We start from the raw sequence: 23,979 nt of genomic DNA on the forward strand, positions 1-23,979 counted from the left end.
GAGTTCACCGTGATCGTGGGCGAGGACTGGTCGATCATCCCGCTGGAGAACCTGATCGCCCGCGTCGGCGAGGAGACCCACCTCGTCGCCGGCGCGACGACGGCCGCGGAGGCCCGGACCGCCTTCGAGACGCTGGAAATCGGCGCCGACGGCGTCCTCCTCGACGCCGACTCACCCGACGAGATCCGCGGCGCGGTCCAGGCCCGCGACGCCGCGGACCGCGAGACGCTCGATCTCCGCTACGCCGAGGTGACCGAGATCGAACAGACCGGGAGGGCCGACCGGGTCTGTATCGATACGGGGTCGCTGATGGACGACAGCGAGGGGATGCTCGTCGGCTCGATGTCTCGCGGGCTCTTCTTCGTCCACGCCGAGACGGCGGAGTCGCCGTACGTCGCCTCGCGGCCGTTCCGCGTGAACGCGGGGGCGGTCCACGCCTACGTCCGCAACTCGGAGGGCGGCACCAACTACCTCGCCGAACTGTCGAGCGGCGACGAGGTCCAGGTCGTCGACACGGACGGCCACACCCGCGAGGCGGTCGTGGGCCGGGTAAAGATCGAGAAGCGCCCGATGTTCCGGATCCAAGCGGAGATCGAGACGGAGGACGGGACCGACCGGATCGAGACGCTCATCCAGAACGCCGAGACGGTGAAGATCGCGACGGGCGAGGGCCGCAAGGCCGTCACCGAGGTCGAGCCGGGCGACGAGGCGCTCGTCTACTACGAGGACGTCGCGCGCCACTTCGGCGAGGCCGTCGAGGAGAGCATCATCGAGAAGTGACCGCCGCGGCGGCGGTCGCGGCGGAAACCGGCCGCGTTCGTGTCGACCAGAACGCATTTTAGAGTTGATTGTTATCAGACGGCATGGCAGTCGCTAACGAGACCGATCGCCGCATCGTCGAACAGGGGTTCGTCGATCGAGTCCAACACCTCGCCCGGGCCGCGAATCCGGCGTTCGCGGCCGGGAGCCTCCTCGTCCCGCTGGCGTTCCTCGGGGCGAGCCTCGCGCTCGGGAGCACCGAACTGCTCTTTTACACGCACGTCGCGGCCGGGGCGGTCTGGTTCGGGTTCGCGCTGATCTTCCCGGCGATCATCGGTCCGACGCTCGGTGGTCTCGGCGAGGAGTCGTCGGCCGCGGTCACGACGACGCTGGTGCCGAAGGCGGTCTTCTTCCTCGTCGGCTTCTCGCTGACGACGGTGCTGTCCGGAACGGTGCTGTTGACGCCCGACCTCGGCCTCGGCTACGGCTTCGGCGGCGCGTGGTCGGGGGCCGCGCTCGCGCTCGGCTGGGGGCTGTTCGCGTTCGGGATCGCCGTGCCGCACCGGCTCCAGCTCAGCGCCTACTACGAGACGCTGTCGCCGGATCCGGACGCCTCGCGGCTCGAATCGATCGAGAAGAAGAACCTCGTCGTCGGACTGTTCGAGGGAGCGATGATGCTCGTGCTCATCGTCCTGATGACCGGGTTCCGGCTGGGATAAGCGCGGAGCGAGTGCGGGGACGGCCCCTCGGGGCGTCCGCGTCGCCCTCACCAAGGGACCCGCTCGCGGTCCTTCCAGAGTAGTCCCCCCGGGCTCCCCGGTGCGAACCTGGCGAGCCACACCGGGGTCTCGGCCCCTTTCGACGGCTGGCGGGGCGCACCGTCCCCGCCCATGTCAGTCCGAACCCACCCGGGGGAGGCGGCGTTGGCGATGAGTCCCCGATCGCCGTACTCCCCGTCGAGGTAGGCCGTCAACCCTCCGAGACCGACCTTCGACAGCCGGTACGGCGGATACTCGCCCTCCATTCGTCCCTCCGTGAAGCGTCCGAGGCCCGACGACATGGAGACCACGCGCCCGCCGGGGCCGTCCAGAAGCAGCGGCAGCGCCCGCTTCGTCAGCAGGACCGGGCCGCGGAGGTTCACGGCCATCGTCCGGTCGAAGTCGGCCTCGTCCATCTCGTGAAGCGGTCCCGACCGGGAAAAGATCCCGGCGTTGTTCACCAGAACGTCCAACGACCCCCGCTCTCGTTCGATCCGGTCGACCGCCGCCCGGATCTGCCCGTCGTCGGTCACGTCCAGTTCGACGGCGCGCTGGTCCGCCGCGGTGACGTCGTTCGGGTCTCTGGCCCCGGCGTACACGGTCGCTCCCAGTTCCGCGAGACCCGCTGCGATCTCGGCTCCGATACCGCGGTTCGCGCCCGTGATGAGGGCGACGTCGTCGGTCAGGTCCGGCTTGAGGTCGACCTCGGAATGCGGCTGCGACATATGGATCGGGGACGCCCTCCGGCCGGAAATATCCCACAGCCGGACGCACGCTCGGTCTCGGCCATGGGTGGCCGGATCGCGGGCGCGGCTGAGGGGGAATCGAGTGGATAGATTCATGCGGGTACCGCTACAGCGTAGCGAACACGGTGCGACAGTGAGTGACAGCGACCGAGGAGTGGCGGTCGTCGGCGACACGACGGTCGACCTCTACCCCACGGACGGCGGACCGATCGCGCCCGGGAGCGGCTTCGAGTGGCACGTCGGCGGCACGGCGACGAACGCCGCCCGATGGGCCGCTGCGGCCGGCTGCGAGGTCGACCTCGTCACGAACGTCGGGACCGACGTGCTCGGAGCGGCCGCCGCCGGGGACCTCGCGAACGGCCCGGTCGGCACGGAGCGCCTCGCGCGGGTCGACGCGCCGTCACCGCTGACGCTGTACGCCGGGGCGGCGGGCGACGAGGAATGGAACGCGTGGGTGGCCGGAAGCTGTTACGGGTTCACACCGCCGGAGGATCCAGCGTCGTTCGCGGCCTCGTACGAGTGGATCCTGCTGGAGGGAGTCACGCTGCCGGCCGCGGTGAACGGGGCGACGGTCCGCCGCCTCGCCGCGGCGGCCGCGGAGCGCGGCACCCGCGTCGCGTTCGACCTCAACGGGCGTCCGAACCAGTGGTCGGGCCCGGAAGAGTACCGAGACGCGCTGCGAGAGGTCCTCCCGCGCTGCGACCTACTGTTCGCCGGGACGGACGACCTCGGGGTGGCCGGCGTCGAGCCGACGCCGGCGGGCCTGCTCGAACTGCTCCCGGCGGACCACTCCGCGACGGCGTTCGTCACCGACGGCGGCGACGCGACGCGGGTGATACGGATCGACGACGGGGCCGTCACGAAGCGCGTGCCCGTCGCTCCCCCCTCGGCGACGGTTGCCACACCGGCCGGCGCCGGCGACGCGTTCGCGGGCGCTGTCCTCGCCGCGCGGCACGGCGGCGCGTCGGACCTCCGCCGGCTGGCGACGGTCGGCAACGCCGCGGGGGCGGCCGCAGTGGAGACCGTCGGCGCGTTCAACGCGGACGCCGCCGCGACGGACCGGTCGTTCTGACGCACGAGCGCGTCCCGCCGAGGACCGTCGACGGTGGAAAAAAGCGGGTTCGGAGCGCTCGACGGCGCCTCAGATCCCGTACAGCTCGCCGTACTTCTCGTCGACGTAGTCGAGGAAGGCGTCGGCGGAGAAGTCCTCGCCGGTCGCGCGCACCACCAGTTCGTTCGTCTCGTAGCGGGCGCCGTGCCGGTGGACGTTCTCGCCGAGCCAGTCGCGGAGGTCGCCGAACTCGCCCTCGGCGATCTTCGCGTCGAGGTCGTCGATCTCGGCCTCGGCGGCCTCGAACAGCTGCGCGGCCATCACGGAACCGAGCGAGTAGGTCGGGAAGTAGCCGAAGTTGCCGTGGCTCCAGTGGATGTCCTGGAGACACCCCTCCGCGTCGTTCTCGGGACGGATACCGAGGTACTCCTCGTACTTGTCGTTCCAGACCTCGGGCACGTCCTCGACGTCGAGGTCGCCGCGGATCAGGTCGCGCTCGATCTCGAACCGGACGACGATGTGGAGGTGGTAGGTGAGCTCGTCGGCCTCGACGCGGATGAGATTGTCCTCGTACACCTGGTTGAACGCCTCGTAGGCGTCGCGGACCGTCGCGTCCTCGGTCTGCGGGAAGTGCTCCTGGAAGACGGGAAGGAACTCCTGCCAGAACGCCTCGCTCCGGCCGACGTGGTTCTCCCAGAGTCGCGACTGCGACTCGTGGACCGAGAGGTCGCGCGACGTGCCCAGCGGCGTGCCGAAGTGCTCCTGCGGGAGCCCGAGGTTGTACTGCGCGTGGCCGAACTCGTGGATCGTCGAGCCGACCGCGCCGAGCGGGTCGGTCTCGTCGAACCGGGTCGTCACCCGGCAGTCGAACTGGTTCCCGGACGTGAACGGGTGTGAGGAGACGTCGAGACGGCCGCGGTCGAAGTCGTAGCCGACGAGCTCGAGCGCCTCTCGCGAGAGCGACTCCTGCTCGTCCTCGGGGAAGGTCCCCTCGAAGGTGTCGACGGCGAGGTCGACATCGGACGCGCGGATCTCCTCGATCATCGGGACGAGCGCCTCGCGGAGCTCGGTGAGGATCGACTCCGCGCGCTCCATCGAGAGGCACGGCTCGAACTCCTCGAAGAGGACCTCGTAGGGGTCCCGGTCGGGGTCGATGTGCTCCGCGTACTCCCGCTTCAGCTCGACGTGTTTCTCCAGGTACGGCGCGAAGGTCTCGAAGTCGTTCTCGGCCTTCGCCTCCTCCCACGCCTGAAGCGCCTCGGAGCCCGTCTCGGAGATCTCCTCGACGAGTTCGACCGGGACGGCGTCGGCGCGCTCGTACTCGCGGCGGACCTCCCGGACGACCGCGGCCTGCTCGTCCGTGAGGTCGGCGTCGTCGAGTTCGTCGAGCAGTTCGCCCGTCTCGTCGGCGGTGACCATGTCGTGGTGGACCGAGGAGAGCGCCGAGAGCTGCTTCGACCGCGCGGGCGTGCCGCCCTCGGGCATCATCACCTGCTGGTCCCAGCCGAGGACGCCGGAGGCGCTCCCGACCGCGTTCCACCGCTGGACGCGGTCGAGGAGCGCGCCGTAGGCGTCCGGTGCGTCGGCTGCGTCGTCTGTCGCGGCTTCCGTTGCCATACGTCACGGATCGATCCCGGTCAATAAGAAGGGACCGAACGCGGAACCGACCGCGCCGAGCGCGGATCTCCCTCCCCGCGTTCGCTGCGCCGCTCGCTCGCCGAGCGCGGGATATATGCCCGGCGCCGCGGTAGGGCCTACAACAGATGTCCGACGACGAGTTCATCGACCTGCGGTCCGACACCGTCACGACGCCCTCCGAGGAGATGCGCGACGCGGCCGCGACCGCCGAGGTCGGCGACGACGTGTACCGCGACGACCCGACGGTCAACGAGTTAGAGCGCCAGGCCGCCGACGCGGTCGGCACCGAGGCCGCGCTGTACGTCCCCTCTGGGACGATGGCCAACCAGATCGCGGTCCACGCGCACACGGAGCCGGGCCAAGAGCTCCTCTTGGAGCGCGAGTCGCATATCTACCGCTGGGAGCTGGCGGGGGCGGCGAAGCTCTCCGGCGTCCAGACGCGGACGATAGACGCCGGCGAGCGGTGCGTCCCGACCCCCGAGGCGGTCCGCGAGGGGCTCGTCGACGAGGACCTCCACCGCCCCGGGACCGGTCTCCTCACCGTGGAGAACACCCATAACTACCGCGGCGGGATCGCGGTCCCGGTCGACCAGATCGCGGCTGCGGCCGAGGCCGCCCGCGAGGCCGACGTGCCGGTCCACCTCGACGGCGCGCGTGTCTTCAACGCCGCGGTCGCGCTCGGCGTCGACGCGAGCGAGATCGTCGCCCACGCCGACAGCGTCACGTTCTGTCTCTCGAAGGGGCTCGGCGCCCCAGTCGGCTCGATCCTCGCCGGCGACGAGGCGTTTATCGAGGACGCCCGCCGGGTCCGCAAGCTGTTCGGCGGCGGGATGCGCCAGGCCGGGATGATCGCCGCGCCGGCGCTCCGCGCGCTGGAGAACGTCGACCGCCTCGCGGAGGACCACGCAAACGCGGAGCGGCTCGCGGCCGGCCTCGACGCGCTCGACGGCGTCGACGCGCCCGCGCCGGACACGAATATCGTCGTTGCGGACACCGAAGCGGCCGGCATCCCGGCCGAGTCGCTCTACGCGGCCTGTAAGGACGCCGGCGTCGGCTGCGTCGAGTTCGACGACTACACGACGCGGTTCACGACTCACCTCGACGTCGACGAGGGCGACGTCGACGAGGCGGTCGACCGCGTCGCGGACGTCGTCGACAGCCTCCGGAACTGACCGTGCCGTTCGGGCCGCCGGGCCGCTCTGCGCGGCGACCCACGAAAACGTTCAATTCGACGGCCCACGTACGGCCTCGCATGGACGCACGAGCAGTCGACGCGAACGCGCGCGCCGGTCGAACGGTGGTGGACGGTTCCCGCCCCTGAGGTCGTCGGCGTGGACATCAGCGGCCGTCACGAGGAGGACGGCGAGTACCTGATGGTCGCGGCCGCGGTCCACGCGCGGATCGACTCCTCCCGGATCCGCTCCGTGGAAGGGATGGGGTTCGCCGCCGCGCGCGAGGGGCCGACGCTGGAGGCGACCGTCGCGCTCGCCGCCGACGCGGTGGGCGACCTCCCCGCGCCGCCCGACGGTCCGATCGTCGCCGAGGGCGGCGAGTTCTACGAGGAGCCGGCCGACCGCGTCGGACTCAGCTTCCAGCCCGAGTTTAAATACGTCGAGAGCATAGGCGAGCGCGAGACAGTGCAGGCAGCACACCACGCCGCGTACGCGGTCCGGGACCTCCTCCGATGAGCGACGGCGCCGGAGTGGGGGCGGCCGACGCCGACTCAGGAACCGACGGACGCCGAGCGGTCGTCGCCAAACGCGTCGACTCCGGTGCGGCCGACCTCTCCGAGATCCGTCAGTTAGCGGCGGCGGCGGGCTACGACGTGGTCGGCGAACTCACCCAGACCCGGACCGAGGATGCCGCGTTCATGTTCGGCGAGGGGAAGGTTGCGGAGCTGCGAGACCTCGTCCGGCGCGCCGACGCTGACGCGGTGATCATCGACAACGACGTGGGGCCGTACCAGACGTTCAACGTCGGCGGGAAGCTCCCCGAAGGCGTCGAGGTGGTCGACCGATTCACGCTCATCCTCGAGATATTCGGCCAGCGCGCGAACACGCGGAAGGCGCAGCTCCAGGTCGAGCTCGCGGAGCTTCGCTACGAGCTCCCCCGGGCGGAGGCGAAGGCGAGCCTCGCGAAGCGCGACGAGCGCCCCGGGTTCATGGGGCTCGGCGAGTACGACGAGAGCGTCGAGCGCGACATCAAACGACAGATATCCGAGATCCGCGACGAGCTGGCGTCGATCGCGGAGAAGGAGGAGGCGCGCCGCGAGCAGCGCCGCGACTCCGGCTTCGACCTCGTCGCGCTCGCGGGGTACACCAACGCCGGGAAGTCGACGCTGATGCGCCGGCTCGCGGACGAGCTGGCGGTCGACGAGAACGCCGAGCGTCACCGCGACCTCGACACCACCGCGGAGTCGCAGGACATGCTGTTCACGACGCTCGGGACCACGACGCGCCGGGCCGAGATGGAGAAGCGCGACGTGCTGCTGACGGACACGGTGGGGTTCATCGCGGACCTCCCCCACTGGCTCGTGGAGTCGTTCGAGTCGACGCTCGACTCGGTGTACCGCGCCGACCTCGTCCTCCTCGTCGTCGACGCGAGCGAGCCGGTCGAGGCCATGCGCGAGAAGCTCGTCACGAGCCACGACACCCTCTACGAGCGCAACGAGGCCCCGGTCGTCACCGTGTTCAACAAGATCGACCGGCTGGAGCCGGGAGCGCTCGCCGACAAGCGCGCCGCGCTCTCCGGCGTCGCGCCCGACCCGATCGCCGTCTCGGCGAAGACGGGCGCCGGGGTCGCCGAACTCCGCGACCGGGTCGAGGACGAACTTCCCGACTGGGAGCGCGAGCGGCTCGTCCTCCCGGTCTCCGACGAGGCGATGAGCCTCGTCTCGTGGGTCCACGACCACGGGTACGTCGCCGAGGAGACGTACGCGGGCGACCAGGTGACCGTCGACTTCGAGGCGAAGCCCTCGATCGTCGCCCGCGCCCGGGCGAAGGCTGCCGAGATGGCGGCGGCGCCCGCCGAAGAGTCGGCCTGACCGCCGCGGGTCGGGCGCTCGCCGAAGACCGTCCGACCGCCGCCCGGCCCCGCGCAGACCGTTCCGGCCGGACCGTCCTGCCCGGACCGTTTCGCCCGGCGAGCGGTCGGACAAAGTATACGTTCCTCCGCGGGCCATCACGTGGTATGGACGACTCCGGTGGCGGGGGGCGGCTGACAGACGGCGACGAGGACGTCGTCTCGCCGCCGGCCGACTTCCTGGAGCGAGCCGCCGCCGATGACCCGGGTGTGTACGAGCGGTTCGAGCGGGAGGGGCCTGACGCGTGGCGCGCGGCGGCCGACCTCCTGACGTGGGACCGCGAGTACGAGACGGTCCTCGACGACTCCGAGCCGCCGTTCTACGAGTGGTTCCCGGACGGACGGCTCAACGCCGCGGCGAACTGCGTCGACCGCCACCTCGACGACCGCCGGAACCAGCTCGCGATCCGGTGGTTCGGCAAGCGCGGCGAGCGCCGGTCGTACACCTACCTCGACCTCCACCGCGAGGTGAACGCGGTCGCGGCCGGGCTCCGCGACCTCGGCGTCGAGGAAGACGACGTGGTCACGCTGTACCTGCCGATGGTCCCGGAGCTACCGATCGCGATGCTGGCGTGCGCTCGCATCGGCGCGCCGCACAACGTCGTCTTCGCGGGGCTGTCCGCGGAGGCGCTCGCGACCCGGATCGACGCGGCCGACTCCAAGTACCTGATCACCTGCGACGGCTACTACCGCCGCGAGGACGCGTTCAACCAGAAATCGAAGGCGGACAACGCCCGGATCCGCGCCGAGAGCGAGCTGTCGGCCGCCGTCGTCGTCGATCGCCTCGGCGACGAGCTGGCCGTCTCGCTCGGCGACGACGAACACGAATACGGCGCGCTCGTCGACGCGTACGACGGCGAGACCGTCGAGCCGGTCGCCCGGGACGCGACGGATCTGCTGTTCGTGATGTACACCTCGGGCACGACCGGCCGGCCGAAGGGGGTCGAGCACGCGACGGGCGGCTACCTCGCGCACGTCGCGTGGACGACGCGGAAGGTCTTGGACGTGCGCCCGGACGACACCTACTGGTGCGCCGCCGACATCGGCTGGATCACCGGGCACTCCTACGGGGTGTACGGCCCCCTCGCGACCGGGACGACCACGGTGCTGTACGAGGGATCGCCCGACTACCCCGACCGCGACCGCGTCTGGGACCTGATCGAGCGCAACGCGGTGAGCGTCTTCTACACCTCACCGACCGCGATCCGGTCGTTCATGAAGTGGGGCGCGGAGTACCCCGAGTCGCACGACCTCTCGTCGATCCGCCTGCTCGGGACGGTCGGCGAGTCGATCACGCCCAAGGCGTGGCGCTGGTACCGCGAGCACGTCGGCGGCGGCGACGCGCCGGTCGTCGACACGTGGTGGCAGACTGAGACCGGGGCCATCGCGCTTGCCACCCTCCCCGGGATAACCCCCATGAAACCGGGGAAGGTCGGCCCGCCGCTGCCCGGAATCGACGCCCGCGTCGTCGACGAGGACGGCGAGCCGGTCGATCCCGGCGAGTCCGGGTACCTCACGCTCGCGTCGCCGTGGCCCGGAATGTTGCGCGGGCTCCGGGAGGGCGACGAGCGCTACCTCCGGGAGTACTGGCTCAGGGGCGAGGACGGCTGGCGCTACCGGACCGGCGACGGCGCGACCGTCGACGAGGACGGCTACGTCACGATCCTCGGTCGCGTCGACGACGTGATCAACGTCCGCGCCCAGCGGTTCAACACCGGGGAGCTGGAGGCGGCCATCGTCGACGCCGACGGCGTGACCGAGGCCGCCGTCGTCGGCGACGGCGACGGCCGCATCGTGGCGTACGTGACGACGAAGAGCGGCGTCGAGCCCGACGAGGGGCTCCGCGACGCCGTCGCCGACCGGCTGGCGGGGGCGGTCGGCGACGTGGCCCGCCCGGACCGGATCGTGTTCACCCCGGAACTCCCGAAGACGCGCTCCGGGAAGATCATGCGACGGTTGCTGGAGGACATCGCCCGCGGCGAGGAGTTCGGCGACGTGAGCGCGCTCCGGAACCCGGAAGTCGTGGGCGAGATCGAGTCGACCGTCAGAGACGAGAACAGCCGGCCGTAGCTTCGGTCGCCGCCACCCGCCCGCGACGCCGGCGAACGTTCCGCACCGGTCGGCTTCCGTCTGCTGCCACCGACCGTACAGCCCCTTTTGCCGCGTCGGCGTGTCGGGATGTCGGGGTGGGATCGCGTTGGCGAGGGTGCGGGCGGAAGTATTTCGGGAATGCGAGCAGATGCGAAGTACTTCTCCGGAACATCGTTTCCGAACGGAGGAATCTCGCGACGACGCGGTAGCTCAGGGGACCGAGATCCGCGTTTCCGGAACAGTTTTGTTTCGGCTTCTTATTGGTTCCCGAAACGAATGGTCGACGGACTCGACGCGGACGCCTACGACGCGCTCGTCACCGCCGCGGAGACGTATCGAGCGGCGCTCGTCGTCAGGCTGGCGGGCGAGGCCGGCCTCCGGACGGAGGAGATAACCCGCGTCGCCCCGCGACACCTCCACGAGGCGGAGTCGGGCGCCGGCGCGCGGCTCCTCGCGGTACCGGCGGCCGAGGACGGCGAGCGTGAGGACGGAGACGGGGCGCCGCCGGCCGACATCGACGAGCGGATCGACCGCGAGACCGTCGTTCCGGCCTCGTTGGCCGCCGACCTCGACCGGTACGCGACGAGCGAGGGGCTCGGCGCGGACGACCCGTACGTCGACGTCTCGCCCCGCCGGGTCCAGATGATCGTGCGCGAGACGGCGGCGCGAGCGGCGAATCGCACCGACGCCGCCCCCGAGGAGCGGGTCACGCCGAGCGCCCTCCGGAAGACGTTCGCCAGACGGCACCTCGTCGACCGAGATGTCGACCCGCGCGCCGTCCGCGACGCCGGCGGCTGGGAGTCGCTCGGCACGCTCGACCCGTACCTCGACCCGCTCGACGGGGAGGCGCTGGCGGCCGCCCTCGCCGTCGACGCCGGCGCCGACGCCGACGCCACCGTCGGGCGGACCGGGACGACCGTCCTCCCGGGGTTCGAGGCGCTCACCGAGTCCGGGCCGTCAGACCCCGTCGCCGCCGTCGCCGCCGGGCTGACCGAGGCGGACCGCTGGACAGAGGCGTGGTTCGCCCGTCGGGCGGTCGGGGGCGAGCGGGTCGAGATCGCCGCGACCGCGGGCGTCGACCGGGCGACGCTCGCGGAGCGCGACGTGTCCGCGCGGGGCCCGTGGCAGGACGCGATAGCCGACGAGGCGCCGGTCTCGACCGACGGCCGACAGGAGACCGGCGGCCGGCCCGCGGTCGCGGTGCCGGCGGCCTACGAGGGCGCGGTCCACGGCGCGCTCTGCGTCGTCGCCGCCGCCGCAGACCCGGTCGACGACGCGGAGACGCGTTCGCTCGCGGTCCTCGGACGCTGCCTCGGTCGGCTGATCACCGCGGACCGGTGGCGGGAGCTGCTCCACTCCGACGCGGTCACCGAGGTCGAGTTCCGCGCGACCGACGACGGCGCGTTCCTCGCCCGGGCGAGCGAGCGGCTGGACTGCCGGATCGAACTGGCCTCGACCGTCGACGTCGACGACGAGGTCTCCCGGGCGTACCTCTCCGTCGACGGGGCCGGTCCGCAGGAGTTCGCGACCGTCGTCGAGGAAGTCAGGGGCGTCTCCGACTTCCGCGTGATCGAGACCCGGGAGGACGGGTGTTCGGCGTCGGTGCGCCTCGCGGGCGGGTCGCTCGTCAGGGCGCTCATCGACCACGGGGCGACGGTGCGCGACGCGTCGACCGCAGACGGGCGGGTCCGCGTCGTCGCCGACTTCCCGGAGGGAACGAACGTCAGGCCCGTCGCCGACGGGCTCCGCGACCGGTTCGCGGGCGTCAGGCTGGCGAGCAAGGAGTCGGTCGCGCGCTCGCCGCGCACGGAGTCGGCGCTGCGGGACGGGATCGCCGACCGCTTCACCGACCGCCAGTGGGCCGCGCTGTCGGCGGCGTACCACGGCGGGTACTTCGACTGGCCGCGCGGCAGCACGGCCGAGGAGGTCGCCGACGCGATGGACGTCTCCTCCCCGACGTTCCACAACCACCTCCGAAAGGCCCAGCGCGCCCTGCTCGACGGCGTCTTCGAGGAGGACGGAGATCGGGCCTCCCGCGAGGACGGGAGGATCGTCGGCGCCGACGAGTAGGGGTCGAGGGCGCCTCGCCGGGGTATCCATCACGATTTTTCGTATTTAGCGTCAGCGTTTATATGGTGATATTGGTTGGATACGACCGTACCATGACAGAGGGAGACGGCCAACTGGAAGCGAGATTAGCGGAACAAGAGGTGTTCGAGCCGTCGGAGTCGTTCGTCGAGCAGGCGAACGTCTCCGACCCGGAGATATACGAGGAGTTCGAGGAGAACTGGCCGGAGTGTTGGGAGACGGCCGCCGACCTGCTGGAGTGGGAAACCGACTACGACCGGGTGCTCGACGACGACGACCCGCCGTTCTACGAGTGGTTCACCGGCGGCGAGCTGAACGCGTCGGCGAACTGCCTCGACCGACACCTCGAGGACCGCGGCGACGAGGTCGCCATCGAGTGGGTCGGCGAGCCCGTCGACGAGGACGACCGCTCGTACACCTACGAGGAGCTCCACCGCGAGGTGAACGAGTTCGCCGCCGCCCTTCGGGAGCAGGGCGTCGAGGAGGACGACGTGGTCACGATGTACATGCCGATGATCCCGGAGCTGCCGATCGCGATGCTGGCGTGCGCTCGCATCGGCGCGCCCCACAGCGTCGTGTTCGCCGGGTTCTCGGCCGACGCGCTCGCGACGCGGATGAATGCCGCGGAGTCCGAGTACCTCGTCACCTGCGACGGCTACTACCGCCGCGGCGACCCGCTCGACCACCTCGACAAGGCGAACGAGGGGCTCGCGGGCGTCGACCACGACACCACGACCGTCGTCGTCGACCGGCTCGGGCCGAACGGCGACGACTTCGGTCACGACCTCGGCGGCGACCAGCTCGACTACGGCGACCTCGTCGCGGCCCACGAGGGCGCCGAGGTCGAGCCCGTCACCCGGGACGCCGAGGACATGCTGTTCCTGATGTACACCTCGGGAACCACCGGGAAGCCGAAGGGCGTGAAACACACGACCGGCGGGTACCTCTCGTGGGTGTCGTGGACCTCGCAGTCCGTCCTCGACATCAAGCCGGATGACACGTACTTCTGCTCGGCCGACATCGGGTGGATCACCGGTCACTCCTACATCGTCTACGGGCCGCTCTCGCTCGGCACGACGACGATGATGTACGAGGGGACGCCCGATCACCCCGAGCAGGACCGGCTCTGGGAGATCGTCGAGGAGTACGAGGCGACCCAGCTGTACACGGCGCCCACGGCGATCCGCGCGTTCATGAAGTGGGGCGCCGAGTACCCCGACCGTCACGACCTCTCCTCGCTGCGCCTGCTCGGCACGGTCGGCGAGCCGATCAACCCGCGCGCGTGGAAGTGGTACTACCAGCACATCGGGGACGAGGAGTGCCCGATCGTGGACACGTGGTGGCAGACCGAGACCGGCGGGATGATGGTGACCACGCTGCCCGGCGTCAAGGACATGAAGCCCGGCGCCGCGGGACCGCCGCTGCCGGGGCTCGACGTTCAGATACTCGACACGCTCGGCGAGGAGGTCGAGCCCGGGAAGGCGGGGTACCTCACGGTACAGAAGCCGTGGCCCGGCATGCTCCGGACGCTGTACAACAACGACAAGCGCTACATCGAGGAGTACTGGGCGGAGTACTCCGACACCGACAGCGACGACCCCGACGACTGGGTGTACTTCCCGGAGGACGGGGCGAAGATCGACGAGGACGGCTACATTACCGTCCTCGGCCGCGTGGACGACGTGCTCAACGTCTCCGGCCACCGGCTGGGAACGATGGAGATCGAGTCCGCCATCGTCGGGGTCGAAGGGGTGGCGGAGGCGGCCGTCGTCGGCGGCAATCACGATATCAAGGGCGAGGCGGTGTACGCCTACGTGACGACCGAGGACGGCTACGAGGGCGACGACGAGCTCCGCGACGCGATCGTCGCGGGCGTCGAAGACGCTATCGGCCCGATCGCCCGACCCGAGCAGGTCGTGTTCACGCCCGACCTGCCGAAGACCCGGTCCGGGAAGATCATGCGCCGCCTGCTGGAGAACATCGCCGACGGCAAGGAGCTCGGGAACACGAGCACGCTTCGGAACCCCGAGATCGTCGAGGAGATCCAACAGAAGGCCGACGCCGAGTAGCGCTCGGCGCACCGTTTTCGATCCGTCTCAGCCACGACCACGACGGACGACGCGACGGCAACTATCACGAAAAACTCAGATAAACAAACTCGCGACTCACGCCAAAACATGACAGATAATACCTCACTCGAACGGGACGACGCGGTCACCGACGGGGGCCGCGCATCCGACGACGCGGCCACCGATGGGGGCGTCGCCTCCGCCGGAGCCGCACAGACGCACAGGGACACCGACTACCTCAGCGAAGAGGTGAACCTGCTGAAACCGAGCACCGCGTACATGCGGGACCATCTCAGGATCGTCTGGGCCGGGTTCATCGTCTGGGCGCTTGCCGTCTTCGGCCCGGTAACACTGACGATGCTCGCTCCGGGGCCGATGACGACGACGACGGTACCGGTGCTCGGGTTCCCCCTCCACTACTTCCTCGTCGCCTTCGGAGCGCCGACGAGCGCCCTCGTCTTGGCGGCCGTCTACGCCCGTCAGCGCGACAAGTTGGACGATAAGTACGGCATCGAACACACCGCCGCGGAGCCCGCGGACTCCGGGAGCGTCGACGACGGGGGGCAGCAGGGATGATGGCCCCGCTTCAAGCCGAGGCGCTCGACATCTCGTTCAAGCTCCTCCCGGCGATCATCGTCTTCCTGATGATGGCCTCGTTCCTCGTCATCGGGTTCGTGTTCAAGGTGGCGGACGCCGAGGGCATGTGGGTCGCCGGCCGGGGTATCGGCAACATCGAGAACGGGATGGCGATCGGCGCCAACTGGATGTCGGCCGCCTCGTATCTCGGCCTCGCGGGGCTAGTCGCGCTGTCCGGATTCTACGGGCTGGCGTTCATCGTCGGCTGGACCACCGGGTACTTCGTCCTGCTCATCTTCCTCGCGGCGCAAATGCGCCGGTTCGGGAAGTACACTGCGCCGGACTTCGTCGCGGACCGGTTCAACTCCCCGATGGCACGCGCGCTGGCCGCGTTCACCACGCTGCTCATCGCGTACGTCTACTCCGTGGGCCAGGCCCGCGGGATGGGGCTCGTCGGCCAGTACGTCTTCGGGCTCGACATCGTCCCGATGATCGTCGTGATGATGACCATAACGGTCGGGTACCTCGCGCTCTCCGGAATGCTGGGCGCGACGAAGAACATGGCCGTCCAGTACGTTATCCTCATCATCGCGTTCCTCGCGGGCGTCTACGTCGTCGGCTTCTCACAGGGCTACTCCACCATACTCCCGCAGATCGAATACGGCACCCTGTTCAGCGAACTCAGCCGGCAGTTCTCCGAACCGTTCATCGGCGGGAACAGCTACTACCTCTGGGTCGCGACGGCGTTCTCGCTCATCGTCGGGACCTGCGGACTCCCGCACGTCTTGGTCCGGTTCTACACGGTCAAAAACGAGCGCACGGCCCGGTGGTCGACGGTCTCGGGGCTGTTCTTCATCATGCTCCTGTACTGGGCCGCGCCGGCGATGGCCGCCTTCGGCGTCGACCTGTTCGCCGCGGTCAACAACCTCTCCCCGGACGCCGTCTACAGCGGTCAACAGGCGATGTCCGGCGCGGAAGGGGACGTTATCGTCGTGCTGGCCGCCCAGTTCGCGAGCCTGCCGCGCTGGTTCGTCGGCCTCGTCGCCGCCGGCGGGATGGCCGCGGCCATCGCGACGACCGCCGGACTGTTCATCACGGCCTCTTCGGCCGTCGCACACGACATTTACTCGGAGCTCATCAACCCCGACGCGACCCAGCGCCAGCAGGTGCTCATCGGGCGGGCGACCATCATCGGCATCGGCGCCCTGGTCACTGTCACCGCGTTCAACCCGCCGGCGCTCATCGGTGAACTCGTCGCCTACGCGTTCTCGCTCGCCGGCACCGTGCTGTTCCCGATGTTCTTCCTCGGGCTCTGGTGGGAGAACACCAATCGCCAGGGGGCCTTGGCCGGGATGTCCGTCGGTCTCCTGCTGTGGATCACTTCGATCATCAACAGCGTCCTGCCCGCCTACCTGGGCTTCCTCGCCGACATCGCCGGTGGCTCCGGACAGGCGATCGTCCCGATCTACGCCCAGTACGTCCCGCCGATCGGCGCTGCTTTAATCGGAACGCCGCTCGTGTTCCTCGTCACGATTTTCGTCTCGATGGCGACGCCAGAACCGCCACTGGAGACCAAGCGGATGGTGCGCCAGTGTCACAGCCCCGAACCGATGGGGCAACAGCAGACCGCCGAGGACGTGGTCGCCGACGGCGGTGAAGACGTCGCGACGGACGGTGGTCGCGCAGTTGACGACGAGACGACGGAGGAGGAGCGATAATGTACGACCGCATCCTCGTTCCCACCGACGGCAGCGACGTCGCGGAGGCAGCGGTCGACCACGCCCTCGACCTCGCGGAGAAGTACGACGCCGAGGTCCACGCGCTGTACGTCGTCGACATCGACTCCGTGAACATCAGCCTCGGGACCGAACAGGTGGACCGAATCAAGCAGGGTCGGTTCGACGAGATGGACGAGCTGAAAGAACAGGCCGAAGCGGCGACCGGCGTCGTCGCCGACCGTGGCGCCGAGCGCGACGTCGACGTCGTCGAACACGTCGCGGGCGGGCGACCCCACAAGGTGATCGCCGACTACGCCGAGAATCACGATATCGACATCATCGTGATGGGGAGCCACGGCCGCGCGGGTGTCCGCCGCGCCCTGCTCGGCAGCGTCACGGAGCGTACCCTGCGCTCGACGCACGTCCCCGTCCTCGTCGTCGACTACCTCGACGAGGACTGAACCCCGAGGTTCGGTTCCTCGCCGACGGACGGATCGACTCGCCGCGCGGTCGACGCCGCGCGATTCCGCAACACCGACGTATCCCACTCAGCCACTCACCATATGCCCGACTCGGACGCCGCGGAGACGCCGGACGACGAGCCGACCGACCCGAGCGTCGCCGACCGCGCCCGGCACGTACTCAGCGAGAACGGCACCGGAATGTTACAGGACCTGCTGTTCGCGCTCGTGTGGGTCGGGCTCGCGTCGTCGCTGTACAACGTCGCCTTCTCGACGGCCCCGCAGTGGGTGCTGTACATGTTCATGCTCGCGGGGATCCCCGCCTACTTCGGCTTCTTCATCTCGCTGGAGATCGCCAAAGAGCAGAGCGCGCGCTAACGCGCCCGATTACTCTCGCCGTTCACCCGGCGAGTTCGCGAATATCACCGACATCGAGTAACCGCTCGTCCGGATCCAGCGCGGCGCGGTACGTCGCCCGCGCGACCGTGTCCACGGAGAGCGGCCGCGACTCGCCGAGCCGGGACGCGATCGGCCGCGCGCTCGCGACGAACCGGAGGAGGCGGTCGACCACGCCGGGAACGTGCGGCTGTCCCTCCCCGTACACCGGTCCCGGTCGGAGGGTGACGGCGTCGAGGTCGAGGTCGGCGATCCCGGTCTCGGCGCGTCGCTTGGCCGTCAGGAAGGCGTTCCGGACGCCGGGCGGCTTCCCGGCCGCGGAGAGGAAGACGAACGCGTCGACGCCGGCCCGCTCCGCCTCCAGCGCCGCGAGGAGGGCCGCGTCGCCGTTGACGCGCTCGAAGGTCACGCCGTCGGTCGGCGCCTCGGTGAGGGTCCCGACGGCGTGAACCACGGCGTCGACGCCGTCGAGGCGATCGCGCCACGCGTTCGGCCGGAAGAGGTCGGCGCTCGTCCACGAGACGCCGTCGACCCAGTCGGCGGCGAGGTCCGGGCGGCCGCCCCGCGAGACGCTGCGGACCTCGTGGCCGTCGCGGACCGCGAACCGACAGACGCCGCGTCCGATGAACCCGCTGCCGCCGACGACGAGGAGGGTGGACATGCGCCGTCGTACGCTCCGCGCCGTCTTGGGACTTCGGGACGGCGAGCCGAGAGAGACCGACGAGGGACCGTCGGTGGCGTTCAGCGCCGCAGGAACCCGAGGAGCGCGTAGTCTCTGTCGGGATCGTACCGGCGGAAGGCGAGGCTGTTCGTCAGCACCGACACCGACGAGAACGCCATCGCCCCGGCCGCGAGGGCGGGCTGGAGCAGCCCGAGCGACGCGAGCGGGATCATCGCGGTGTTGTAGCCGAGCGCCCACACGAGGTTCTGTTTGATCTTCCGGAGCGTCGCGTCGGAGACGCGGATCGTCTTCACCACGTCGAGCGGGTCGTCGCGCATCAGCGTCACGTCGGCGGCCTCGATCGCCACGTCGGTCCCGGAGCCGATCGCGGTGCCGACGTACGCGACCGCCAGCGCGGGGGCGTCGTTGACGCCGTCGCCGACCATCATCGCCCGACGGCCGTCGCTCTGGATCGCCTCGACCGCGTCGGACTTGTCCTCGGGGAGGACGCCGGCGCGGACGTTCTCGGGGTCGATGCCGACCTGCTCTGCGACCGCGCGGGCCGTGCGCTCGTTGTCGCCCGTGATCATCATCACGTCGACCCCGCGCTCGCGGAGCTGGCTCACCGCGTCCTTTGCGCTCGGTTTCACCGTGTCCGCGTCGGCGACGACGCCGAGGAGCTCCCCGTCGTCCGCGCCGGCGGGGACCCGCGCGACGAGCATCGCTGTCTTCCCCTCACGTTCGAGCCGCTCCATCGCGTCCGCCGCGGGCGAGGGGTCGATCCCGGCGTCGCGCAGCAGCTTCCGGTTGCCGACGAGTACCTCGTCGCCGTCGACGGTGGCTCTGACTCCGTGCCCCGGGACGTTCTCGAACGACTCGGGCTCGCCGAGGTCGAGGCCGCGCGCCTCGGCACCGTCGACGATCGCCCGGGCGAGGGGGTGTTCGCTGCCGCGTTCGGCGCTAGCGGCGAGCCGGAGGATCTCGTCTTCGGCCGTCGCCGTCGCGTCGTCCGTCGCCGCCGCGTCGCCGCGCTCGGCGACCGCGCCGCCGTCGGGGACCTCACCGGTCGCGACCACGTTGGTGAGCTCCATCTCGCCCGCCGTGAGCGTTCCCGTCTTGTCGAACACGACCGTGTCGACGTCTTTCGCGCGTTCGAGGACGTCGCCGCCCTTGAACAGGACGCCGTTCCGCGCCCCGATGGTGGTCCCGACCATCGTCGCGGCCGGGGTCGCGAGCCCGAGCGCGCAGGGACACGCGATGAGCACCGACGAGGCGAACACGACGACGGCGAACTCGAACACCGAGATGGTCCCGCCGGTCGAACCGGGTCCGCCCGCGACCTGCCCCCACAGCGGGAGCGAGTCGACGAAGCCCGCGAGCGCCTCGGGGAAGAGGAACCAGACGACGCCCCAGAACAGCGCGTTCGCGATGACCGCGGGCACGAAGTACGCGGAGATCCGGTCCGCGAGGTTCTGGATGTCGGGCTGGCGGGACTGCGCCTCCTTCACCGTCTGAACGATCTGCTGGAGCGCGGTGTCCGCGCCGACCTTCGTCGCCTCGACGACGAGGAGGCCGTTCTCGTTTATCGTCGAGCCGACGACCTCGTCGCCCTCGCCCTTCTCGACCGGGACGGACTCCCCGGTCACCATCGACTCGTCGACCGCGGACTGTCCCTCGACGACGACGCCGTCGGTCGGGATCTGCTCGCCGGGGCGGACCTTCATCCGGTCGCCGACCGCGACCTCGTCGATCGGGACCTCGCGCTCGGTCCCGTCCTCGTCGACGAGGGTCGCGGTGTCGGCCTCCATCTCCAGGAGCTTCCGCAGCGCGTCGCCGGCCTGTCCCTTCGAGCGGGCTTCGAGGTAGTTGCCGAGCGTGATGAAGACGAGGATCAGCGCCGCCGTGTCGAAGTAGACGCTCCCGGCGACCAGATCGAGGAGGACGGCGACGGAGTAAACGTACGCCGTCGACGACCCCAGCGCGATCAGCACGTCCATGTTGGCGCGGCCGTTCGTGACGAGCGCCTTGTACGAGTTCTTGTAGAACGGCCGCCCGAGCACCAGCTGGACCGGCGTCGCGAGCGCGAACTGGACCCAGCCGATCTCGACGCCGAGGACCCGCTCCGGGACGACGGCGCCCCCGAGGAGGAGCTTGTCGGCCATGAAGAACAGCAGCGGCGCGGCCAGAGCGGCGCCGAACAGCGTCAGCCGAAGCTGCTTTCTGATCTCCGCGTTCCGAGCCGCGTCGCGCGCGCTCTCGCCGGAGTCGCCGTCCTCCCCCTCGCCGTTCGAGTCCTCGTCCTCGCGGACCGGCGAGTAGCCCGCGTCCTCGACGGCGTCGTACAGCGCCGCCCGCGAGGTCTCGGCGGGGTTGTATCGGACCTGCGCCTCGTCCGTCGCGTAGTTCACGTCGGCGTCGACGACGCCGGGTACGGACTCGAGGGCGTCGCGGTTGGCGTCCGCGCAGTTCGCGCACGACATGTCGGTGATGGCGACGGTCGCCGTCTCCGAGACCGCCCCGTAGCCCGCGTCCTCGATCGCGTCGTAGATCGCCGCGAGCGACGTCGCCTCCGGGTCGTACTCGACGCTCGCCTCGTCGGTCGCGTAGTTCGCGTCCGCCCGCGAGACGCCGTCCAGCGACTCGACGGCGTCGCCGACCGCCGCCGAGCAGTTGGCGCAGCTCATCCCCGTGATGTCGAGGTGGGTCGTTCTGGCACTCATCTTGGGTACTACTACGGGATACTCCCTTAGTGCGTTTTCCCATTCGAAACCAAAGCCTGAGAAGGGAGGAAATTTAGAATCCGAAGCTACCGGAGGGCTTCGCCCGAACTCGACCCTATTTCATCCCCACGAACGCGGCACACAACACTTATCACCTCGTGGGGCGACAGTTGATCCGCGATGGCGACAGGCAAGGTCGACTTCTTCAACGACACCGGCGGCTACGGATTCATCGAGACTGACGACGCTGACGAGGACGTGTTCTTCCACATGGAAGACGTCGGCGGCCCGGACCTCGAGGAGGGACAGGAGGTAGAGTTCGAGATCGAGGAGGCGGACAAGGGTCCGCGCGCGACGAACCTCACTCGGCTGTAACTCGTCCGGCGGCATCCGCTACCGGCGAACTCGGACAGCTCTCGAAACGCGTTCCGTGTATATTACGCACCGCGAGCGACGGCGCCGTCGTTCGTCCGTCGGCCGACGCCCTCGCCGTCTCTCCCTCCCGCCGACGGCGGCGCCGTTTTACTCGCCGAGCGACGAGATTGCTACATGGAGGCCGACGACCCTAACAGCCACCTCGACGACCTCGACGCGTTCGTCGCCGAGAACCTCGACCGCTACGCCGAGACGCAGGGCGTCCTCCCGGAGCGGCTCGACGAGTTCGGCGAGCGGTACCGCTCGCAGGGGCACCTGACGCGGGATCAGCTGTACGAGATCGCCTACGAGTCGTCCACGCGGAGCGCGTACCACGTCGAGAAGAACCCCGAGGCGCGCTGCCGCGAGGTGACGCGCAACGCGCGCGCCGTCGATGGCGACTTCTCGTCGATCCACCTCATCACCGGCCTCGCCGGGTTCAAAGCGGCGACCGCGTCGTGCGTGGTGGCCGCGCTCGACGGCGATCGGCACGCCGTCGTCGACACGCGGGTCTGGGCGTCTCTGGAGCGGCTGGGTTACCTCGACGGGCGCAAGGAGTCGTTCGACGCCGCCGACTACGTGACGATGATCGAGCCGATCCGCGCGATCGCCGACGAGACGGGCTACCGGCCGGTCGACGTGTGCTACGCGCTGTTCGCGCACGACGCCCACGTCCGGGACGGGACGCTTCACTGAGGGACGGACCGAGCGAACCGCGGCCGCGCGAGCGGCGCGCGAAAACCGCCTACACCGGGTACTCGACGCCGGTCGCCTCGGTCGAGTACTCCCAGAGCTTCCGGGCGTCGTCCCGGTCGTAGGAGGCGTCGTTCGACCGCCCGACGGTCGGGTGCCCGCGCATGTTCATCAGGCCGCCCGGCTCGACGTACGCCCCGCCGTCGACGTCGGCGGTGGCCGCGTACAGCATCGGCTCGACGCCGATATCGGCATCCTGCCCGAGGACCGCGTTCGCGGCCTTCATGCCGACCTTCATCAGCGGGTTCCCGCTCTCCTCGGCGGTCCGCATCTGGAGGTTCGTGTCGGTGTAGCCGGGGTGGCAGGCGACGCTGCGGATCCCCGGGTCGCCGTCCTCGTCGCTCGCGGCGTCGAGCCGGCGCTGGAGCTCGTAGGCGAACAGCAGGTTCGAGAGCTTGCTGCGTCCGTACGCCTGCCACTTCCCGTACGACCGCTCCCAGTTGAGATCCGAGAAGTCCATCTCGCCCTGCTCGTGGGCCCCCGAGGACTGCGTGACGACGCGGGCGTCACCGCCGATCCCCTCGGCGGCGTCGAGGAGGTCGAACAGCCGTCCGGTGAGCGCGAAGTGGCCGAGGTGGTTGACGCCGAACTGCGTCTCGAAACCGTCCTCGGTCTCGCTACGCGGGATCGCCATCACGCCGGCGTTGTTACAGAGTACGTCGACGCCGTCGTAGTCGTCTCGCAGGCCATCGACGAACGCCCCCACCGAGTCGAGCGACGCGAGGTCGCACTCGCGGACGTCGAGGTCGCCGTCGAGGCCGCCCCTGGCGTCCGCCCGGACCTCGTCGGCCGCCGCCTCGGCGCGCTCGACGCTCCGACACGCCATCACGACGGTCGCGCCCCTCGCGGCGAACTCCCGGGTCCCCTCGAACCCGAGTCCGCTGTTCGCCCCGGTGACGACCACCGTCTTCCCGTCCAACCGCGGCATCTCGTCGGCCGTCCATCCTGACATGGACGGAGGAAGGGGCGTCACGGGGAGAAACCTGTCGGCGGCCGAACCGTCGCCCGAGAGCGTCCCCGGGACGGGGCGGCGACGCTCCGAAATCAGGTCTCCTCGAACCCGCGCAACACGACGGCCACCGCGTCCGCGGACGGAACGTCGCGGACGGCGTACTCGGTCGGGTGCCGTCGGGCGTGCGGGTACGTGTCCGGCTGCGGGACCGCGTACGTCTCCCGCCCCTCGAAGCCCCTGAGGAAGTCCCGCGTGATCATCGGTTCGACGAACGCTAACCGCGGCGGCTCGCTCTCGTCGGGTGCGATGAACCCCTGGATGAGCGTATTCGCGAACGCGTCCGGGTCCCCCGGCTCGCCCGGGCCGTCCGGGAGTTCCGGCGCGTCCGCGGGAGCCGTGTGTTCGCCCATGTCGGTGATGTACCGCTGGTCGGCGACCGGCTCGGGCGACCGCGCGTACCCCTCGGGGAGCTGGTCGTAATCGAACCGCGTCTCCGTCACCTCGCCGTCGGGATCCGGCTGCGGACTGCCGGGCGCGTACTCCCCGTTCCCGGTGTCGTACGGCGGGAGTCGAGGTCCGTCGACGGCGTCGACGGTCGCCGGATCGAGCATGTGGAAGTGAATATCGAAGTGCGGCTTGAGCCACGCGCCCGCCCCGCCGAAGTGGCCGCCCGGATTCCAGTTGAGCCCGAGGAACGTGAACGGCGTCCCCTCCGCGGCTAGGAACGGGACGAAGAACTGGAGCGACTGCTTGAAGTGGACCTGCGTCGCCTGCCCGCCCGCGCGGTACTTGTCGGTCTCGGCCCGGTGGTTGGCCGCTTCGAGCTCGCCGGCGTTCGGGAGGCCCTCCAGCGCCGTCCGGTCGAACTCCACGCCGTGGTACTTCGGCTCGCCCGACGGGGTCTCGGTGGTGACCGTACTGACCGAGCCGCTTCCGAGGCCGCCCACCCAGCCGTAGTCCCTCAACACCTTCGGCAGCATCCCGCCACCCTATGCGCAACCCGCCCCGACCGCACCGCTGCCATAGCTCCTGCGCGGGCCTCTGCTC

Annotated in this window: 21 protein-coding genes; 15 read left to right on the plus strand and 6 right to left on the minus strand. The window is 70.1% G+C overall.

The window, feature by feature from the left end; translation table 11 throughout:
- Positions 1-780: 3-dehydroquinate synthase II (locus B9G49_RS06170; RefSeq protein WP_086215784.1), on the plus strand; the 780-nt coding region annotated here is incomplete at its 5' end.
- An 83-nt stretch (positions 781-863) separates the two neighbouring features.
- Entirely contained in the window at positions 864-1,478 is a 615-nt protein-coding gene (locus B9G49_RS06175) for a hypothetical protein (protein ID WP_086215785.1), read from the plus strand.
- 47 nt (positions 1,479-1,525) lie between these two features.
- Here B9G49_RS06175 and B9G49_RS06180 read toward each other — a convergent pair whose 3' ends face one another.
- The gene (locus B9G49_RS06180) at positions 1,526-2,242 is read right to left on the minus strand and encodes an SDR family NAD(P)-dependent oxidoreductase (protein WP_086215786.1); all 717 of its coding nucleotides are present in this window, start codon (positions 2,240-2,242) and stop codon (positions 1,526-1,528) included.
- 154 nt (positions 2,243-2,396) lie between these two features.
- Between B9G49_RS06180 and B9G49_RS06185 the strand changes: the two genes are divergently transcribed.
- Positions 2,397-3,335: a carbohydrate kinase family protein gene (locus B9G49_RS06185; protein ID WP_086215787.1), complete on the plus strand. Its 939-nt coding sequence runs from the start codon at positions 2,397-2,399 to the stop codon at positions 3,333-3,335.
- Positions 3,336-3,404: 69 nt separating this feature from the next.
- Here B9G49_RS06185 and B9G49_RS06190 read toward each other — a convergent pair whose 3' ends face one another.
- The gene (locus B9G49_RS06190) at positions 3,405-4,931 is read right to left on the minus strand and encodes a carboxypeptidase M32 (RefSeq protein WP_086215788.1); all 1,527 of its coding nucleotides are present in this window, start codon (positions 4,929-4,931) and stop codon (positions 3,405-3,407) included.
- Positions 4,932-5,077: 146 nt separating this feature from the next.
- Between B9G49_RS06190 and B9G49_RS06195 the strand changes: the two genes are divergently transcribed.
- The 10 genes from B9G49_RS06195 (at position 5,078) to B9G49_RS06240 (ending at position 17,414) form a co-directional block, all read left to right on the plus strand.
- Positions 5,078-6,124 carry a low specificity L-threonine aldolase gene (locus tag B9G49_RS06195; protein WP_086215789.1) on the plus strand — a complete coding sequence of 349 codons (1,047 nt, stop codon included), beginning with the start codon at positions 5,078-5,080 and terminating at the stop codon, positions 6,122-6,124.
- A gap of 159 nt (positions 6,125-6,283) precedes the next feature.
- On the plus strand, positions 6,284-6,640 hold the full coding sequence (locus B9G49_RS06200) for a DUF2209 family protein (protein WP_086215790.1): 357 nt from the start codon (positions 6,284-6,286) through the stop codon (positions 6,638-6,640).
- Complete coding sequence (hflX, locus tag B9G49_RS06205; RefSeq protein ID WP_086215791.1) at positions 6,637-7,995, plus strand: GTPase HflX; 1,359 nt, start codon at positions 6,637-6,639, stop codon at positions 7,993-7,995. Before B9G49_RS06200 ends, hflX begins: the two co-directional genes overlap by 4 nt.
- Positions 7,996-8,141: 146 nt before the next feature.
- Positions 8,142-10,103 carry an acetate--CoA ligase gene (gene acs / locus B9G49_RS06210; protein ID WP_086215792.1) on the plus strand — a complete coding sequence of 654 codons (1,962 nt, stop codon included), beginning with the start codon at positions 8,142-8,144 and terminating at the stop codon, positions 10,101-10,103.
- A 297-nt stretch (positions 10,104-10,400) separates the two neighbouring features.
- Positions 10,401-12,194, plus strand: a complete 1,794-nt coding sequence (locus tag B9G49_RS06215) for a bacterio-opsin activator domain-containing protein (protein ID WP_086215793.1) — start codon at positions 10,401-10,403, stop codon at positions 12,192-12,194.
- A 92-nt stretch (positions 12,195-12,286) separates the two neighbouring features.
- Positions 12,287-14,281 carry an acetate--CoA ligase gene (acs, locus tag B9G49_RS06220; RefSeq protein ID WP_086215794.1) on the plus strand — a complete coding sequence of 665 codons (1,995 nt, stop codon included), beginning with the start codon at positions 12,287-12,289 and terminating at the stop codon, positions 14,279-14,281.
- 108 nt (positions 14,282-14,389) lie between these two features.
- On the plus strand, positions 14,390-14,857 hold the full coding sequence (locus B9G49_RS06225) for a DUF4212 domain-containing protein (protein ID WP_086215795.1): 468 nt from the start codon (positions 14,390-14,392) through the stop codon (positions 14,855-14,857).
- Complete coding sequence (locus B9G49_RS06230; protein ID WP_086215796.1) at positions 14,854-16,575, plus strand: cation acetate symporter; 1,722 nt, start codon at positions 14,854-14,856, stop codon at positions 16,573-16,575. The genes B9G49_RS06225 and B9G49_RS06230 overlap by 4 nt, the downstream gene beginning before the upstream one ends.
- Complete coding sequence (locus B9G49_RS06235; RefSeq protein ID WP_086215797.1) at positions 16,575-17,036, plus strand: universal stress protein; 462 nt, start codon at positions 16,575-16,577, stop codon at positions 17,034-17,036. Before B9G49_RS06230 ends, B9G49_RS06235 begins: the two co-directional genes overlap by 1 nt.
- A gap of 102 nt (positions 17,037-17,138) precedes the next feature.
- Positions 17,139-17,414 (plus strand): hypothetical protein, encoded by a 276-nt coding sequence (locus B9G49_RS06240; protein WP_086215798.1) that lies wholly within the window; start codon positions 17,139-17,141, stop codon positions 17,412-17,414.
- Between the two features lie 22 nt (positions 17,415-17,436).
- On the opposite strand, the gene B9G49_RS06245 is transcribed toward B9G49_RS06240, so the two are convergent.
- Together B9G49_RS06245 and B9G49_RS06250 are read right to left on the minus strand one after the other, a co-directional pair.
- Positions 17,437-18,093 (minus strand): NAD(P)-dependent oxidoreductase, encoded by a 657-nt coding sequence (locus tag B9G49_RS06245; RefSeq protein WP_049929584.1) that lies wholly within the window; start codon positions 18,091-18,093, stop codon positions 17,437-17,439.
- Positions 18,094-18,173: 80 nt separating this feature from the next.
- On the minus strand, positions 18,174-20,813 hold the full coding sequence (locus B9G49_RS06250; protein ID WP_086215799.1) for a heavy metal translocating P-type ATPase: 2,640 nt from the start codon (positions 20,811-20,813) through the stop codon (positions 18,174-18,176).
- Between the two features lie 180 nt (positions 20,814-20,993).
- Between B9G49_RS06250 and B9G49_RS06255 the strand changes: the two genes are divergently transcribed.
- Together B9G49_RS06255 and B9G49_RS06260 are read left to right on the plus strand one after the other, a co-directional pair.
- On the plus strand, positions 20,994-21,188 hold the full coding sequence (locus B9G49_RS06255) for a cold-shock protein (protein ID WP_004045866.1): 195 nt from the start codon (positions 20,994-20,996) through the stop codon (positions 21,186-21,188).
- Between the two features lie 174 nt (positions 21,189-21,362).
- On the plus strand, positions 21,363-21,923 hold the full coding sequence (locus B9G49_RS06260) for a hypothetical protein (RefSeq protein ID WP_086215800.1): 561 nt from the start codon (positions 21,363-21,365) through the stop codon (positions 21,921-21,923).
- Between the two features lie 49 nt (positions 21,924-21,972).
- On the opposite strand, the gene B9G49_RS06265 is transcribed toward B9G49_RS06260, so the two are convergent.
- Positions 21,973-22,932: an oxidoreductase gene (locus tag B9G49_RS06265; RefSeq protein WP_086215801.1), complete on the minus strand. Its 960-nt coding sequence runs from the start codon at positions 22,930-22,932 to the stop codon at positions 21,973-21,975.
- Positions 22,933-23,024: 92 nt separating this feature from the next.
- Positions 23,025-23,912, minus strand: a complete 888-nt coding sequence (locus B9G49_RS06270; RefSeq protein WP_233125171.1) for a hypothetical protein — start codon at positions 23,910-23,912, stop codon at positions 23,025-23,027.
- Between the last annotated feature and the right edge of the window lie 67 nt (positions 23,913-23,979).

The sequence above is a fragment of the Halorubrum sp. SD683 genome (assembly GCF_002135045.1).
Classification (GTDB): domain Archaea; phylum Halobacteriota; class Halobacteria; order Halobacteriales; family Haloferacaceae; genus Halorubrum; species Halorubrum ezzemoulense.